This window comes from Mesorhizobium alhagi CCNWXJ12-2 (assembly GCF_000236565.1).
GTDB lineage: Bacteria > Pseudomonadota > Alphaproteobacteria > Rhizobiales > Rhizobiaceae > Allomesorhizobium > Allomesorhizobium alhagi.
The window spans coordinates 1-15,699 of sequence record NZ_AHAM01000210.1 but is presented as its reverse complement, the minus strand read 5'-3'; the positions used below and the strand labels follow the sequence as shown (position 1 = coordinate 15,699).

Sequence of the window (15,699 nt, the reverse complement as noted above, 5' to 3'; positions counted from 1 at the left end):
GTCGGCCTACCGGGTCAAGACGACGCCGGCGTCCGGCGGGAATGAAATCCATGCCCGGTCGTTCCAGGTCAGCGGGTCTTCGGTGACGCGCGAGGCGTTTAGCGAGCTCGCTTTGACCACTTGGCCGTCGTCGAGCCGGACGTGATAGACGGTCATGTCGCCGAGATAGGCCAGGTCGAAAACTTCGCCCTCCATGGCATTTACCGCACCTTCGGGCCGGCGCGACGAGACCTTGATCTTCTCGGGTCTGATGGCGAAGGACACCGCATTGCCGGTCTCGGCGTCGCCGGCATTCTCCACGATGATCTCGGCGCCGCTCGCCCCGGTGATGCGGGCGATACCAGCGTCCCTTGCCGCCACCCTGCCCTCGAACATGTTCACATTGCCGACAAAGCCCGCGACGAAGCGCGAGCCCGGCGCCTCGTATACTTCCGCCGGCGTCGCCACCTGCATCACCTCGCCCTTGTCGAGAATGGCGATGCGGTCGGCCATGGTCATGGCCTCTTCCTGGTCGTGGGTGACAACGACAAAGGTCAGCCCCAGCGATTGCTGCAGGTCCATCAGCTCGAACTGCGTCTCCTCGCGCAGCTTTTTGTCGAGCGCGCCGAGCGGCTCGTCGAGCAGCAGCACCTTGGGACGCTTGGCGACCGAGCGCGCTAGCGCCACGCGCTGGCGCTGGCCGCCGGAAAGCTGGTGCGGCTTGCGCTTGGCGAACTGCTCGAGCTTGACCAGGCGCAGCATCTCCTTGACCCGCGCCTCGATCTCGGCCTTCGGCATGTTGTCCTGCTTGAGGCCGAAGGCGATGTTGCCCTCCACCGTCATATGCGGAAACAGCGCATAGGACTGGAACATCATGTTTACCGGGCGGCGATAGGGCGGGATGCCGCGCAGATCCTGCCCGTCGAGCAGGATGCGTCCCGAGGTCGGCTCGTCGAAGCCGGCCAGCATCCTGAGCAGCGTCGACTTCCCGCAGCCGGACGCTCCGAGCAGCGCGAAGAATTCGCGCTCATAGATATTCAGCGACAGATCGTTGACGGCGATGAAGTCGCCGAACTTCTTGGTGACGTTCTCGAAGGAGATGTAAGGCTTGGCGCCGGGATCGGCCCAGGGCGCGAAATCCCTGCGGATGCTGCCAAGCGACTTCATGATCTGCTCCGATTTTTCGGCGGCCAGGCGAAACCCCGGCGCGTGCGCCGGGGCCTTGTCAGGCGTGTGCTATTGCCCCGTGACGATCTTCGTCCACGTGCGCGTCACCACGCGCTGCGTCTTCGGATCGTAGGGGCTGACCGTGAACAGCTTCTGCAGCGTCGCCTCGTCCGGATAGATCGCCGGATCCTCCAGGATCTCCTTCTCGATGAACTCCTGCGAGGCCTTGTTGCCGTTGGCGAAGTAGACGTAGTTGGTGGCCTTGGCTGCCACTTCCGGCTTCATGATGTAGTTCAAAAATTCATGGGCCTCGTCGACATTCTTGGCGTCGGCGGGAATGGCCATCTGATCGAACCACATTTCCGCGCCTTCCTTCGGGATGACGTAGTCGACGACCACGCCCTGATCGGCTTCCGCGGCGCGGTCGCGCGCCTGGAAGACATCGCCCGACCAGCCGATCGCGAGGCAGATGTCGCCATTCGCCAGCGCGTTGATGTATTCGGACGAATGGAACTTGCGGATGTGCGGCCGAAGCGCCAGCAGGGTCTCCTCGACCTTGGCGAAGTCTTCGCTCGATGTGCTTTCGGGGCTCAATCCGAGATAGTTGAGCGTCGTCGGGATGATGTCCGACGGCGAGTCCAGCACATAGACGCCGCAGCCGGCCAGCTTTGCGAGGTTTTCAGGCTTGTAGAACACGTCCCAGCTGTCGACCTTGTCGACGCCGAGCGCTTCCTTCACCTTGTCGACATTGTAGCCGATGCCGACCGTGCCCCACATCCAGTTGACGGAGTAAGCGTTGTCGGAGTCGAACTTCGCGACTCTTTCGTTCACCACGTCCCACATGTTGGAGATGTTCGGAAGCTTCGATTTGTCGAGCTTCTGGTAAACCCCGGCTTCTATCTGGCGGACGAGGAAATTGTGGGTCGGCACGACGATGTCGTAGCCCGAGCCGCCGGCGAGCAGCTTGGTTTCCAGTATCTCGTTGGAATCGAAGACGTCATAGACGACCTTGATGCCGGTTTCGTTGGTGAAGTCGGTGATGATCGACTCGTCGATATAATCCGACCAGTTGTAGATGTTGACTACGCGTTCCTGCGCTTGCGCGGAAACCGTCAAGGCCGCGGCCAGGGCGGCCGAAGCGGCCGATAGCCATAGCGCTTTGTGGATCATTTTGCTCTCCTCTGTGCGGTGTCCCGTCCCGGCTCGTTCGAAGGATCAGCGGCTGGGTATCGGTTGAAGCCTATTGGCGTTTTTGCGGTGCGACAAGCCGCAATCGGCGTGCCCGAAGGCCGCATGTGCGCCCCGCATATTGTTGATTTAACGTTGAGTTTTACCGGCGTTTCGGCAGCGAAGCGCGCGACGCTAAGTTTCGCGCGAACGCTTCCGCAGAACGTATCTGTGATGCCGGCGCCCGCCGCGTCGGCTTTCGGAAATGGCAAGACACGCCTGTGCTTTTGTTGCCGATAACCCAGCCTGCCCGCTCCCGGATGGAGATGTCAATGGGGAGACGGCATTCCGGTCGTGCCGGGCTTTTGCGGCCGCATCTGGCGCTTGAATTCGAGGCCGATGTGGACCAGCAGCGCGAGGAACACCACCGAGCCGCCGAGAACCGTGCGCGCCGACGGCACCTCGGCATGGATCAGCCAGACCCAGACCGGCCCGAGTATGGTCTCGAACGTGCCGAGCAGCGCGGCGAAGGCCGCCGGGATCAGCCTTGCGCCGGTGGCGAAGAAGGCCAGGCCGAGCCCGAGATTGAGCGCGCCGAAAGCGAACAGGAACCCCATGTCGCGCGGCGCGACTGCCAGGTACTCGGTCTGGGTGAAGGCGAACAGGGCTGCGAAGATGGTGCCGAGGCAGGTCGCCGGCGTCATCCGCACATGGGCAAAGCGCCTGGTGATGACGGTCGCGATCGAAAACGCGAATGCGATCAGCAGGGCGAGCCCGTCGCCGATCGGCGATACCTGACCGTTGAAGGATTCCGACACCATGATGGCGACGCCGCAGATGACGGCGGCAATCGCCGCCCAGGTCGCGCCTGCGACGCGCTCGCGAAACAGCACCCAGGCGATCAGCGCCGCGATCAGCGGCACGCCGGCCTGCATCAACAGGATGTTGGCGACGGTCGTATAAGCCAGCGCCACGACGAAGGAGGTCGAAGCCGTGGCGAAGCACAGCGCCACGGCGAAGCCGGGCAGGCCCATGTCGCCGAACATTTTCAGCATGCCGCGCCAGCCGTCGCGCCACAGCATGAAGCCGAACAGGAAAGCCGCCGCCCAGAACGAGCGCCAGAACACCACGGTCCAGCTGTCACCGGTCTCGATGAAGCGGGCGATGGCCCCGCCAAAACTCCAGAACAGCGCCGACAGGAACACCAGCAGCAGGCCGATATTCTCCTCGCGCCGCGAAACCTGCGGCGCGAGGGCTGCATGCTGCGAAGCTATGTCGTTCATGGCGGTTCGCCGGCGGTTCGAGGAGCCGCCGGATCACTGGCCAGGCGGACACAAGCGGCGTATGCGAAACCGCCAGCCGCCGCGTGGTCCAGCGGCCCGTTCCATTTGTGGCACGTTTTTCGGCAACAGGGCTACGCGCCCGGACTGCAATTGCCTCCGCTGGCAAGCATCCTCTCTTGCCGTCCGCTGTCGCACGTCGACCTTCCCGACACTCGCCAGCTTCTCGCCCGCTCGAGCAGACCGCCGACGCGCCGGAAGAGCCCGAGCGATGACGAATTGTCTTCGTAGATATCGATAGAGTCGACCGGCTTGCGGTCGGCCCGCGTCCGCAGCACTTCGCGGTGAATGAAGGTCCAAACAAGCATCTGATCCATGACGGATCCTTTCGCTACCATTTCGCAATTGAATGATAGGATCGACTGTCGAGCTGTTCATCGCCAGAAATCCGCAGTATGTTTTTCAGCGATGAAAAACCTGGACTGGAACGATCTGCGGATTTTCGTTCGCGTGGCGCGGGGCGGCGGGCTCTCGGCGGCCGCCGCCGAACTCGGCTCCAGCCCGGCCACGGTCGGGCGGCGCATGCTGGCGCTGGAGAATGTTCTGGGCCGGCCGCTATTCGTGCGGCGTCAGACCGGCTACGAGCTCACCGAGCATGGCCGGATGCTGCTCGCCAAAGCGATTGCCGTCGAGGCGAGCGCCAGGCCGATCGAGGAATGGCTCGAAGCGGACGACCGCCGCGCCACCGTGCGGATCTCGGTAGGCACCTGGACGGCGAACTTCTTCACGGAGAATTTCGCGCGGCTGTGGACCCCGTCCGATCCGTTCCGTATCGCCTTCAAGACGACGGAAGCGAAGCTCGACATCGCCCACCGCGAAGTCGAGATCGGCGTGCGCAACGCCCAGCCGGACAGCCCCAACCTTGCGGCGCGACGCACCGGCGAGGTGGCGCAGGCGCCATTCCGCGCGCGCAACCGTCCCGGTGCCCAACGGGAAGATTGGGTGGCCATCACCCCGGAAGACCGCGCTACGCGCTCGGCCAACTGGGTCGACGCACAGCCAGGCATCACGATAGCCGCCTGGGCCAACACACCCCGGACCCTGCACGACCTTATTCGCGCCGGCGTCGGCAAGGGCGTGCTTCCGTGCTTTGCCGGCGATCGCGATCCGTTGCTGGAGCGGGCGGGCGGCACCATCGAGGAACTGCGAGAAGGCCAATGGATCGTCATGCACAATGACGATCGTCACCGCCGCGAGGTGCGCACCGTCATCGACCGCATCGTCGCGCTCATCACCGCGCATTCCGCGCTGTTTGCAGGCGAGCGGCCGTTTGGCGAGGGGTAGAGAGACCGGCCGGCGCGTCCGCAACACGTCGTTTTTACCGCTACGAGGCTGATCGACAGCGGATCGTTATCGCGCGGATAATCGACGGCCGCCGCAACATGGAGGCGATCCTTCGTACTGCCAGAAGCCAATAAGGACAGTCGCTACTGAAAATCGAAGGCGCTCAACCCTGTCACCATCTCGTCCAGGCCCAGCGGCCGGGTCACCGGCGGCTCGGCGCGCGAGAGGCAGCCGGAGCGCTCGCAGAGCCGGCAGGCCGGCCCGACTGGCGTCGAGAGGACAGCGCCTGACTTCGCGCCGCTGCCTGCGAGACGGCTTGGCAGCGCCGCGCCATAGACGATCTCGTCCTTGAAACCGATGTCGCAGCCGATCAGGATCGCCGTGCGACGCGGGCGCTCGGAAAACGCGCCCTGCGGCCCTTCGAGCGTGCGGGCGACGCAGAGGAATTCCGCGCCGTCCGGCATTTCGACCGCCTCTACGAAAATCTGGCCCGGCTGGGTGAAGGCAGCGTGGACCGGCAGTTTCGGGCAGCCGCCGCCGAAGCGGTTTTGCGGAAAGCCCTGTGCGCCCGCCCTGCGAAAGCGGTGCCCGGCATTATCGACCTCGAGCATGAAGAAGGGTACGCCGGAAGCGCCGGTCCGCTGCAGCATGGTCAGCCGGTTCGCCGCCTGCTCGAAGGAAACGCCGAACCGCGATTTCAACACGTCGATGTCGTAGCGGGCGCGCACCGCCGCCGCCTGAAACGCCTGGTAGGGCATCATCAGCGCATGAGCGGCATAGCGGCCGAGTTCGAAGCGGGCGATGCGCCGCGCCTCGTCGGACGACAGTTTCAGCCCCTGGATCTCGCCCGCCACCGCGACCTGCATGCGCATCAGGCAGGCTTCCATCGCCACTTCGCGCAACTGATCGAAGGGCGACAACCGCTCGGAGATGAACAGGCGCTGCGAGTGGCGGTCATAGCGGCGGCGCCAGTTCGGCATCGTCGCCACCGGCAGCACCTTGACCACGATGCCGTATTCGCGCTTCAGCCAGGCCTTCAACGCCCCGAACAGATCGTCGCCCGGGTCGAGCAGCGCCGTAAACGCCTCCGCTTCTTCCTCAATCGCCTGAAAATGGTTCGGGCGGCGCTCGAAAATCTCGCGCACCTCGTCGAAGGGCAGCCTGGTGCCTAGCAGAGCTGTGGCCCTGCCCTCGCGCGCGAGAAGTTCGGAAAGATCCGACAGCCTTTCGGCCTGTTCGCGATAGGCCCGAAACAGCTTTATCATCGCCGCCGCCGCGTTCGGCGCGGCCTCGGCGACCTCGATCAGTTCCTGGTCGCCCGGCAATTCGCCGGCAAGCAGCGGGTCGGCGAAGACTTCGCGCAGCGCCGCGATCGAGCCGCGCGCCTCGCCCTGCAACTCTTCCGGTTCGACCTTGTAGACGGATGCCAGTTTAAGGATGAGCTGAACCGTCAGCGGCCGCTGGTTGCGCTCGATGAGGTTCAGGTAAGAGGGCGAGATGCCCAGCCCCTCGGCCATCGCCGTCTGCGTCAGGCCCTTGGCATTGCGGATGCGGCGGATGCGCGGCCCGGCGAAGATCTTTTGGTCGGCCATTTTGCTGCTTTGACACGAATTACTTACAACGAGGAAGTTCGAAGCCTTGCCGAAATTTACATTCTTTACAAATTTACACTCGCCTCCAGTCAAACACAACACAGGTTTTCCCTTATTTCCTGCTCACATTGGCGATTTTCCTCGTTTCTCCCGCACTGCAATGTAAATGAAGTCATACACCAACGTGCCTTCCGTAAAGAAGGTCGCCTGGCAAACCGATCTCCTGGAGCCGATCTATGACTGATTTTTACAACCTCGTCCCCTCCGCGCCGGAAGGCCGCTTCGACGGCATCGAACGCCCCTACACGCCGGAGGCAGTCACGCGGCTGCGCGGCTCGGTCCAGATCAGGTACAGCCTCGCCGAAATGGGTGCCAACCGGCTTTGGAAGCTCATCCATGAGGAGGGCTTCGTCAACGCGCTCGGCGCGATGACTGGAAATCAGGCCATGCAACAGGTCCGCGCCGGCCTGAAGGCGATCTACCTGTCGGGCTGGCAGGTCGCCGCCGACGCCAACACCGCGTCCGCCATGTATCCCGACCAGTCGCTCTATCCGGCCAATGCCGCACCGGAACTCGCCAAGCGCATCAACAAGACGCTGCAGCGCGCCGACCAGATCGAGACCTCGGAAGGCAACGGCCTCTCGGTCGACACCTGGTTCGCGCCGATCGTCGCCGACGCCGAAGCCGGCTTCGGCGGTCCGCTCAACGCCTTCGAGATCATGAAGGCCTTCATCGAGGCGGGCGCCGCCGGCGTCCACTACGAAGACCAGCTCGCGTCGGAAAAGAAGTGCGGCCATCTCGGCGGAAAGGTGTTGATCCCGACCGCCGCGCACATCCGCAACCTCAATGCCGCGCGGCTCGCCGCCGACGTGATGGGCACGCCGACGCTGGTTATCGCCCGCACCGACGCGGAGGCCGCCAAGCTGCTCACCTCCGACGTCGACGAGCGCGACCAGCCCTTCGTCGACTATAGCGCGGGCCGCACCGTCGAGGGCTTCTATCAGGTCAAGAACGGCTTCGAGCCGTGCATTGCGCGCGCCGTCGCTTACGCCTCGCATGCCGACCTGATCTGGTGCGAGACCTCCAAGCCGGATCTGGCGCAGGCGAAGAAGTTTGCCGAGGGCGTGCGCAAGCATCATCCCGACAAGCTGCTCGCCTACAATTGCTCGCCATCGTTCAACTGGAAAAAGCACCTGGACGACGCCACGATCGCCAAATTCCAGCGCGAGCTCGGCGCCATGGGCTACAAATTCCAGTTCATCACGCTGGCCGGCTTCCACCAGCTGAACCACGGCATGTTCGAGCTCGCGCGGGGTTATCGCGATCGACAAATGGCCGCCTATTCGGAGCTGCAGGAGGCGGAGTTCGCATCGGAAGTGAACGGCTACACTGCCACCAAGCACCAGCGCGAGGTCGGCACCGGCTATTTCGACGCCGTCTCGATGGCGATCACCGGCGGCCAGTCCTCGACCACGGCGATGAAGGAATCGACCGAGCACGACCAGTTCAAGCCGGCGGCGGAATAAGGGCCGGCATCAACCGACGCCCGAAAGGGCAGAACAGCCACGAAGGAGAATCTCGATGGCATCGATCAGTCGCGTCAAGGAAAGAGCCGAGGAGCAGTCGTCGGCCATGAACTCCGACCAGCAGGCGACAATCCGGATGCTGGCCAACGACCTGCACCGGCTCAACCAGTCGGTGATGAAGGCGGTGGAAGCCGGCGTCTCAGTCGAACTGGTCCGCTCGGCGCGCCACCACAGCGGCAATGGCAATTGGGGCGATCTGCTGATCCCGGTGATCGTCACGCAGTCCAGACAAAGCGACTAAAATACAACCTATCCGGATATCAATACTCTCCGGTCAGGTTCGTTCCCGACGAAAAGGGCAGCCCGATCTTCACAAGTTGAAGACCTGGCTGCCCTCGTTTCTTCATTCCCGAAAGATTTTCGCCGACTTTGAGCTTGACGTATGCGTAATGCCGGTTATGTTCCCGCCACGCAACCGTAAATTGAGCGCTTGAACGATCGGCTTTCCCAGCATGACCAAATCAGGCCACGAACCGGCAAGCGGCCGGTTCACGAACGCTGTCCCCCTTGGCGCTCCTTTGGAGCCGGATTTTTCCCGCGTTCTCGTCGTCGGACGGTCGCCGGTAAACCGGGTAGTCGTGTCGAAGATTATTGAAAAGTCAGGGCTCAAGCCGATTTCCGAAACGCCGGAAGCGGCGGCAAAAATGCTGCGCTCGGTATTTCCCGGTACCGTCATTCTCGACGGCGGCGCCGACAACAGGGATTGCGAGGGCCTGATGGCGTGGCTTGCCTCGCTGCGCAGCGTGTGCCGCCACGACGCGCCCTCGGTCATCCTGCTGGCAACGAAATCGCATTGCGAGGCCGATCCGGCGCCACTCGCCGGCGTCGATGCGGTGGTCGCCAAGCCGATCACCACCGAATTGCTGCAGCCGGTCATCGACCGCCTGCTTGAGCGCGCGCGCCAGTAGCCCCTTCCTTTCCGCGTTGCGGCCCGGCTATAGTGACAAAATCCGCAACCACAATCTGGTGATTGATGCCGCCTGCAAAGAAGGAAGTCCGCCCGTCGAGCCGCGGGGGACGCGCCCGCACGCCCGCATTCGTGAAAAATCTGCGCGGCGTGAAGAACTGGAAGGAAGCCCGCGAGTGGCTGGAATGGCGCGGCATCGAAGACATAGAGTGCATCACCCCTGACCAGGCCGGCGTCGCCCGCGGCAAGATGATGCCGTCCAAGAAGTTCACCTCTAATACCTCCCTGGCGCTGCCTTCTGCGGTGTTCATGATGACGATTTCGGGCGGCTATCCCGAAAACAGCAATGGTTTCTCCTATCCGGAGGATGACGGCGACCTCAAGCTGATGCCGGACCTTTCGACGCTGTCCGTGGTGCCGTGGGAGAGCGACCCGACCGCGCAGGTCATCTGCGATCTCGTCCACCAGGACGGCCGCTCCGTCGAGTTCACGCCGCGCAACGTGCTGAAGCGCGTGGTCGCCGCCTATGAGAAGCGCGGCCTGAGGCCGGTGGTGGCGCCCGAGATCGAGTTCTATCTCGTGCGCAAGAACCCCGATCCCGACTATCCGCTGACGCCGCCAGTCGGGCGCTCCGGCCGCCCCATCGGAGGCGGGGCGGGCTATTCCATCGCCGGCGTCAACGAGTTCGACGAGCTGATCGACGACATCTACCATTTCTCCGAAAGCCAGGGCCTGGAGATCGACACGCTGATCCACGAGGAGGGCGCCGGCCAGCTCGAGATCAACCTGCGTCACGGCGATCCGGTCGAGCTCGCCGACCAGGTGTTCCTGTTCAAGCGCACCATCCGCGAGGCGGCGCTGAAGCACGAGACCTACGCCACCTTCATGGCCAAGCCCATCCAGGGCCAGCCCGGCTCAGCCATGCACATCCACCAGTCGATCATCGACAAGAAGACCGGCCGCAACGTCTTTTCGGACGCGGATGGCGGCGAGACGGAAGCCTTCGGCCACTTCATCGGCGGCATGCAGAAGCATGTGCCGAACGCGCTGGTGATGTTTGCGCCCTACGTCAATTCCTACCGACGGCTGACGCAGGCCGCCTCCGCGCCGGTCAACACCAAATGGGGCTACGACAACCGCACGGTCGCCTTCCGCGTGCCCCGCTCCGATCCGGCCGGCCGCCGGCTCGAAAACCGCATCCCTTCCTCCGACGCCAATCCCTATCTGGCGCTCGCCGCCTCGCTGGCCTGCGGGCTGATCGGAATGTCGAAGCAGATCGCGCCCGACACAGCGGTGCTTACCACCGCAAACGAGGACGAGATCGACCTGCCGCGCAGCCTGCTCGAAGCCGTCGACCTGTTCGAGGCCGACGAGGACCTTAAGGACCTGCTGGGCCAGTCCTTCGCCGCCACCTATGCGGCGATCAAGCGGGCGGAATTCGAGACCTTCATGGAGGTCATCAGCCCGTGGGAGCGGGAATATCTGCTGTTGAATGTTTAGGGCGATTGGGCGCGCCTGCCTTCTCCCCTTGTGGGAGAAGGTGGATCGGCGCGCAGCGCCGAGACGGATGAAGGGTGTTGGAAAAATGAAGAGTCGGCAATCCGCCCAGCACCCCTCATCCGACCTCGCTTCGCTCGGCCACCTTCTCCCACAAGGGGAGAAGGTCAGGAGGCTTCATTGACCTACCAATCTCCGATTTCCCCCGGCCGCTCCTGGTATGAAGATACCGCTGGGCCAAGACCTGAATACCCCGCCCTCGACGGCGATGCTCAGGCCGATGTCGTCATCATCGGCGGCGGCTTCACCGGGCTTTCAGCCGCGGCGCATCTCGCCAAATCCGGCGTCGATGTCGTGCTGATCGACGCCAACCGCTTCGGCGACGGCGCGTCGGGGCGCAATGGCGGCCAGCTCGGCACCGGCCAGCGCGGCTCGCTGGACGAGTTGGAGGCCGCTTATGGCTGGACGCGGGCCAAGGCGCTGTTCGATCTTGCCGAGGAGGCGAAGGCGCATCTGCTCGAATTCGCCCGCGTCAACGCCATCGACATCGACTTCATGCCGGGGCAGATCTCGGTCGCGCACAAGAAGCGCTATGTCGACGACTACCGCCGCTACGCCGATTACATGCGCGAAAAGGCCGGCTATCCGCACATGAGTTTCATGGACGCCGCCGAGACCGCCGAGCGCCTGGGCTCGACCCATTATTATGGCGGCATACGCGACACCGGCCCCGGCCACATCCACCCGCTGAAGCTGGTCGTCGGCACGGCGCGGGTTGCGGCCAAAGCCGGCGCGCGGCTTTTCGAGAATACGCGTTCCACGAGCCTGTCCTCCACCGGCGGCAAAATCCGCGTGACCACACCGACCGGCGCGATCACCGCCGAAAAATGCCTGGTCGCAGTCAATGCCTATGGCGGCGAACTCGAACCGGTCAGCGCCTCGCATATCATGCCGATCGGTTCGTTCATCGGCGCGACCGTACCGCTGCCATCCGACAGCCCGGTGCTTCCGGGCGGCGAATCCGTCGACGACTCCCGTTTCGTGGTGCGCTATTTCCGCAAGACGCGCGACAACCGGCTGCTGTTCGGCGGGCGCGAAATCTACACGGTCCACGACCCCAAGGACATCCACATCCACATCCGCCGCCAGATCGCCGAGATCTATCCGGCGCTTAAGGACATAGAGATCACGCATGGCTGGGGCGGCTATGTCGGCATCACCGTGCCGCGCAAGCCGTTCGTCCGCGAGGTCATGCCGGGGGTGATTTCTGCCGGCGGCTATTCCGGCCACGGCGTCATGCTGTCCAATTTCGTCGGCAAGCTCTACGCCGAGACGGTGGCCGGCAACCGCGACCGCCTGAAGCTGTTCGAGGAGCTGAATATCCCGCCCTTCCCCGGCGGCCGCCGCCTCCGCGCCCCGCTGCTCTTCCTCGCCCTCAACTGGTTCGCGCTGAGGGACCGGATTTAGAGCGCGCTTCATCCTTGCCGCGCCTGCATTTTTTGCATCCGGCCATTGATTCCTTCCTCCCTGCGTCCGACGAGCGGTCGCGAGGTCATGACGTGTCAGCACGCTCCAGGGCCTTGACGGCGAACCATTGCAGGTCCCTCAGAACCTCGTGGACCTCATGGACAGCCCTTTGGCGGCCGCCCGGCGGGCGGCCGGGGCGCAAGGGCCACAGGCGGCGGGTTCGGCCTGTACTACGACCTTGCCGGTCTTGCGCACACGCTGCGTCGCGGTTCTTGTCTTGCGCGCCCACGGCGTCGCGGCGCGCCCGCCAGCGGGCAAAGCGCCGCGCCTGGCCCGGCAAATCGTCGAGTGCCGAGCCGAGCGCGTCGAGGCGCAGCGCAAGACGCGCAGCGTCGACCGGATCGTCGGGCGAAGGCGGTTGTCGGACCGCAACGGAATGCGGAGCAATGATGCCGGGAAAGGAGATGCGGGGAATCCCGCTCGCCGCCGGCCGGCGGGAAGTCCGCCAACGGGGCAGTGGATCGAGAAGGGGAAGGGAGAATGTACGCCGAGCGGGCGGACGAGGGCCGGCTTCGGGCCGAAAGCCGCGCGGCATCAGAATGCCGGTGCCGAGCCTGTCGTGCAGGATCGTGGACCTTGGCTGCGGCTGGCGCGGGCGCGCAGGGGGCAGTTTTACGACAAGTCCTCGCGCCATCACGATGACCAGCCGCCGCGCGGCGGCTTCGGCAGGACGCAGCAGGCGGAGAACGGCGCGGTGGAGATGGCGCGGCAGGGACAGTTTACTTTCTTGCGCCCGCACCAGCCTTGAAACGGCCGCGCCTTCCTGCGGAGAGAAAGCAAACTGTCCCCGCGGACCCAGCCCCGCCATGGCGACGAGCATAGCCAAGACGCGTTTCAGAGCTTCGCGGTTTCGCTCGATCGCAGCATTCCAGTCCATCGCCGCCTCCTCCATCAGAACACAAGGCGCAGGGATTATCGCGCGAGCGGGAAGGGCGTGGATAAAATAATTTCGATTACAGGAAGAGCAGCGGTCAGGGTGGCGCGAGTTCTATCGGGCATGGGCCGGCAGGTCCGCAGGCTGGGAAACGGGGGGCTGAAAAATCAACCGGCGGGGCGCGGAGTTCGCGCCACGTATAAAAATTAGGAAGGCGTTGGCCTCGCGCCCCGCTTCCCACTAGCTCCCTACAAAGGGAGGCGTTCTTTAACAAAGGCCAGACGGTGAGAACCGGGCGTGGCGATGATGAGACACGCCTCTCAATCCCCTCGGCGGGCAGGGCTATTGCATATGGATGAAGTACCGGCGCTGACGACCCCCTCCCCCTTGAGGGGAAGGAGGCAGCCGCCCGCCTCATCACCCCCTGGCGAAAGCCAGCAGGTCGTCGTTGAGCTGCTGCTTGTGCGTGTCCCCGAGCCCGTGCGGCGCGCCGGGATAGACCTTCAGAGTCGCATTCGCGACCAGCTTGGCGGCGGCGTGGGCGGAGCGGCCGATCGGCACGATCTGGTCGTCGTCGCCGTGGACGATCAGCGTCGGCACGTCGAACTTCTTCAGGTCCTCGGTGAAGTCGGTCTCCGAAAACGCCTTGATGGAATCATAGGCGTTCTTGTGGCCGGCCATCATGCCCTGCAGCCAGAAGGCGTCGATCATGCCCTGCGAGGCGGTCGCGCCCGGACGGTTAAAGCCGAAGAACGGGCCGCTGGCGAGATCGCGGTAGAGCTTCGACCGATCGGCGATCGAAGCCGCGCGCAAGCCGTCGAACACGTCGATCGGCAGCCCTTCGGGATTGGCTTCGGTCCTGGCCATCAGCGGCGGCACAGCGGAGATCAGCCCCGCCTTGGCGACACGGCCGGTCCCGTGGCGGCCGATATAGCGGGTGATCTCGCCGCCGCCGGTGGAAAAGCCGACCAGGAAGATGTCCCGGAGGTCCAGCGCCTCGATGAGATCCGCCAGATCGTCGGCATAGTGATCCATGTCGTTGCCGTCCCACGGCTGGCTGGAGCGGCCATGGCCGCGCCGGTCGTGGGCGATCACGCGAAAACCGTTGGAGGCAAGATGCAGCGCCTGCGATTCCCAGCTGTCGGCGCTGAGCGGCCAGCCGTGGCTGAGAACGACGGGCTGCCCCTTGCCCCAGTCCTTGTAATAGATTTCAACGCCGTCGCGGGTGACGATCTTGCTCACGGTCTTTCTTCCTTCTGCTTGGGTGGAGGCGAAGCTTGCGCACCGTCGAGGCACGAGAGCAATCTAGACTTGCGTTGCAATCCGGGTGTGACGAACCTGCCTCAGATGCAGCGCCCGCCATCGACCTCCAGCGCCACGCCCGTGATGAAAGCTGCCTCGTCGGAGACGAGGTACAGCGCGGCATTGGCGATGTCGAGCGGCGTCGACAGCCGGCCGAGTGGTATCGAGGCGCGGAATTTCGCGCGCAGTTCAGGCGTGTCCTCGCCCATGAACTGTGCCAGCATGCCGGTCTCGCCCGCCACCGGGCAGAGGCAGTTGACGCGGATGTTCTTCGGCGCGAGTTCGACCGCCATCGATTTGGTCGCGGTGATCGCCCAGCCTTTGGAGGCGTTGTACCAGGTCAGTCCCGGGCGCGGCCTGAGGCCTGCGGTCGAGGCGGTAGTAAGGATGACGCCGCCGCCCTGCGCTTCCATGATCGGCACGACAGCGCGGGCGGAGTGGTAGATCGCCTTCATGTTGACGGCGGTGATCAGGTCGAAAACGTCTTCCTCGACCGCCAGCATGTCGCCGTTCCGATGCGTGTAGCCGGCATTGTTGACCATGATGTCGATGCGGCCGAAGGCGGTCATCGCCGCCTCTACCATCAGGTCGAATTCCGATTGCAGCGAAACGTCGGTGGTCACCGCGATGGCCGAAGCGCCGATGTCGGTCGCGACGCGCTCCGCGCCCTTGGCGTTCAAATCGGCAACGACGACTTTCGCGCCCTCCTCGGCGAAGCGCTTCGCCATGCCCTCGCCGAATCCCGATGCAGCGCCGGTGATGATGGCGACCTTGTCCTTGAGACGGTTCATGATCCCTCGAAATGTTTGCGAACGAAAAGCACCCCCTCACCGGCCCTTCGGGCCACCTCTCCCCCGGCCCGGGGGAGAGGTGGTTTGCTTCGCAAACCGGTGAGGGGGTGCTTCGACATTCACCCATGGTTGAACACAATCGTCTTCGTCGCGCTCATGTCGTACAGCGCCTCGAAGCCCTTTTCTCGGCCGTGACCGGATTTCTTGAAGCCGCCGAAGGGCAGTTCGATGCCGCCACCCGCGCCATAGCCGTTGACGAAGACCTGGCCGGCGCGCACCCGCTTGGCAACGCGGTGCTGACGGCCGCCGTCCCTGGTCCAGATACCGGCGACCAGGCCGAAATCGGTGCCGTTGGCGAGGCGAACCGCCTCGTCCTCGCCCTCGAACGGGAACAGCGTCAGCACCGGCCCGAAAACCTCCTGACGCGCGATGGCGGCTTCGGGATCGACCGAACCGAACAGCACCGGCGCGTGGTAGTAGCCGCCGGACGGCGCATCCGGGTGCACCGAACCTTTGGCGAGAACCGGAACGCCCGACTCTTCGGCCGCCGCGACCATGCCGGCAACCTGGCTCTTTTGTTTGGGATTGATCAGCGCGCCGAGATCGAGATCGGCGTCGTGCGGACCGGCGACCAGCTTCGAGAAGCGCTCGGCGAGGGCGGCGGCGACCGCCTCGTAGACCGGCCG

15 protein-coding genes are annotated in these 15,699 nt (G+C 64.3%); 6 read left to right on the top strand and 9 right to left on the bottom strand.

Going from position 1 to position 15,699, the window contains the following annotated elements; translation table 11 throughout:
* Nucleotides 1-6 precede the first annotated feature (6 nt).
* From MAXJ12_RS23865 to MAXJ12_RS23850, 4 genes are all read right to left on the bottom strand, one after another.
* On the bottom strand, nt 7-1,146 hold the full coding sequence (locus MAXJ12_RS23865; protein WP_008838607.1) for an ABC transporter ATP-binding protein: 1,140 nt from the start codon (nt 1,144-1,146) through the stop codon (nt 7-9).
* A gap of 69 nt (nt 1,147-1,215) precedes the next feature.
* Nucleotides 1,216-2,316 (bottom strand): polyamine ABC transporter substrate-binding protein, encoded by a 1,101-nt coding sequence (locus MAXJ12_RS23860; RefSeq protein ID WP_008838606.1) that lies wholly within the window; start codon nt 2,314-2,316, stop codon nt 1,216-1,218.
* A gap of 326 nt (nt 2,317-2,642) precedes the next feature.
* The gene (locus MAXJ12_RS23855; protein ID WP_008838605.1) at nt 2,643-3,596 is read right to left on the bottom strand and encodes a DMT family transporter; all 954 of its coding nucleotides are present in this window, start codon (nt 3,594-3,596) and stop codon (nt 2,643-2,645) included.
* Between the two features lie 131 nt (nt 3,597-3,727).
* Nucleotides 3,728-3,970 carry a hypothetical protein gene (locus tag MAXJ12_RS23850; protein ID WP_008838604.1) on the bottom strand — a complete coding sequence of 81 codons (243 nt, stop codon included), beginning with the start codon at nt 3,968-3,970 and terminating at the stop codon, nt 3,728-3,730.
* 91 nt (nt 3,971-4,061) lie between these two features.
* Here MAXJ12_RS23850 and MAXJ12_RS23845 point away from each other — a divergent pair, with 91 nt between their 5' ends.
* The gene (locus tag MAXJ12_RS23845) at nt 4,062-4,937 is read left to right on the top strand and encodes a LysR family transcriptional regulator (protein ID WP_008838603.1); all 876 of its coding nucleotides are present in this window, start codon (nt 4,062-4,064) and stop codon (nt 4,935-4,937) included.
* 143 nt (nt 4,938-5,080) lie between these two features.
* Here MAXJ12_RS23845 and MAXJ12_RS23840 read toward each other — a convergent pair whose 3' ends face one another.
* Entirely contained in the window at nt 5,081-6,529 is a 1,449-nt protein-coding gene (locus MAXJ12_RS23840; protein WP_008838602.1) for a helix-turn-helix domain-containing protein, read from the bottom strand.
* A 236-nt stretch (nt 6,530-6,765) separates the two neighbouring features.
* On the opposite strand from MAXJ12_RS23840, the gene aceA reads away from it, so the two are divergent.
* The 5 genes from aceA to MAXJ12_RS23815 all read left to right on the top strand — a co-directional run bounded on the left by aceA (nt 6,766) and on the right by MAXJ12_RS23815 (nt 11,986).
* Nucleotides 6,766-8,055: an isocitrate lyase gene (gene aceA, locus MAXJ12_RS23835; RefSeq protein ID WP_008838601.1), complete on the top strand. Its 1,290-nt coding sequence runs from the start codon at nt 6,766-6,768 to the stop codon at nt 8,053-8,055.
* Nucleotides 8,056-8,110: 55 nt separating this feature from the next.
* Nucleotides 8,111-8,356 (top strand): SMc00767 family acetate metabolism repressor, encoded by a 246-nt coding sequence (locus MAXJ12_RS23830; RefSeq protein WP_008838600.1) that lies wholly within the window; start codon nt 8,111-8,113, stop codon nt 8,354-8,356.
* Nucleotides 8,357-8,567: 211 nt separating this feature from the next.
* Nucleotides 8,568-9,023 (top strand): ANTAR domain-containing protein, encoded by a 456-nt coding sequence (locus MAXJ12_RS23825; protein ID WP_008838599.1) that lies wholly within the window; start codon nt 8,568-8,570, stop codon nt 9,021-9,023.
* A gap of 65 nt (nt 9,024-9,088) precedes the next feature.
* On the top strand, nt 9,089-10,522 hold the full coding sequence (locus MAXJ12_RS23820) for a glutamine synthetase family protein (RefSeq protein ID WP_008838598.1): 1,434 nt from the start codon (nt 9,089-9,091) through the stop codon (nt 10,520-10,522).
* A 177-nt stretch (nt 10,523-10,699) separates the two neighbouring features.
* Nucleotides 10,700-11,986, top strand: a complete 1,287-nt coding sequence (locus MAXJ12_RS23815; protein ID WP_008838597.1) for an NAD(P)/FAD-dependent oxidoreductase — start codon at nt 10,700-10,702, stop codon at nt 11,984-11,986.
* 85 nt (nt 11,987-12,071) lie between these two features.
* Here MAXJ12_RS23815 and MAXJ12_RS23810 read toward each other — a convergent pair whose 3' ends face one another.
* From MAXJ12_RS23810 to MAXJ12_RS23795, 4 genes are all read right to left on the bottom strand, one after another.
* On the bottom strand, nt 12,072-12,923 hold the full coding sequence (locus MAXJ12_RS23810) for a hypothetical protein (RefSeq protein WP_008838596.1): 852 nt from the start codon (nt 12,921-12,923) through the stop codon (nt 12,072-12,074).
* 414 nt (nt 12,924-13,337) lie between these two features.
* Nucleotides 13,338-14,162: an alpha/beta fold hydrolase gene (locus MAXJ12_RS23805; protein ID WP_008838595.1), complete on the bottom strand. Its 825-nt coding sequence runs from the start codon at nt 14,160-14,162 to the stop codon at nt 13,338-13,340.
* A gap of 101 nt (nt 14,163-14,263) precedes the next feature.
* Nucleotides 14,264-15,013 carry an SDR family oxidoreductase gene (locus MAXJ12_RS23800; RefSeq protein ID WP_008838594.1) on the bottom strand — a complete coding sequence of 250 codons (750 nt, stop codon included), beginning with the start codon at nt 15,011-15,013 and terminating at the stop codon, nt 14,264-14,266.
* Between the two features lie 119 nt (nt 15,014-15,132).
* The coding region (locus MAXJ12_RS23795; protein ID WP_008838593.1) for an aldehyde dehydrogenase family protein at nt 15,133-15,699 on the bottom strand (567 nt) is incomplete at its 5' end.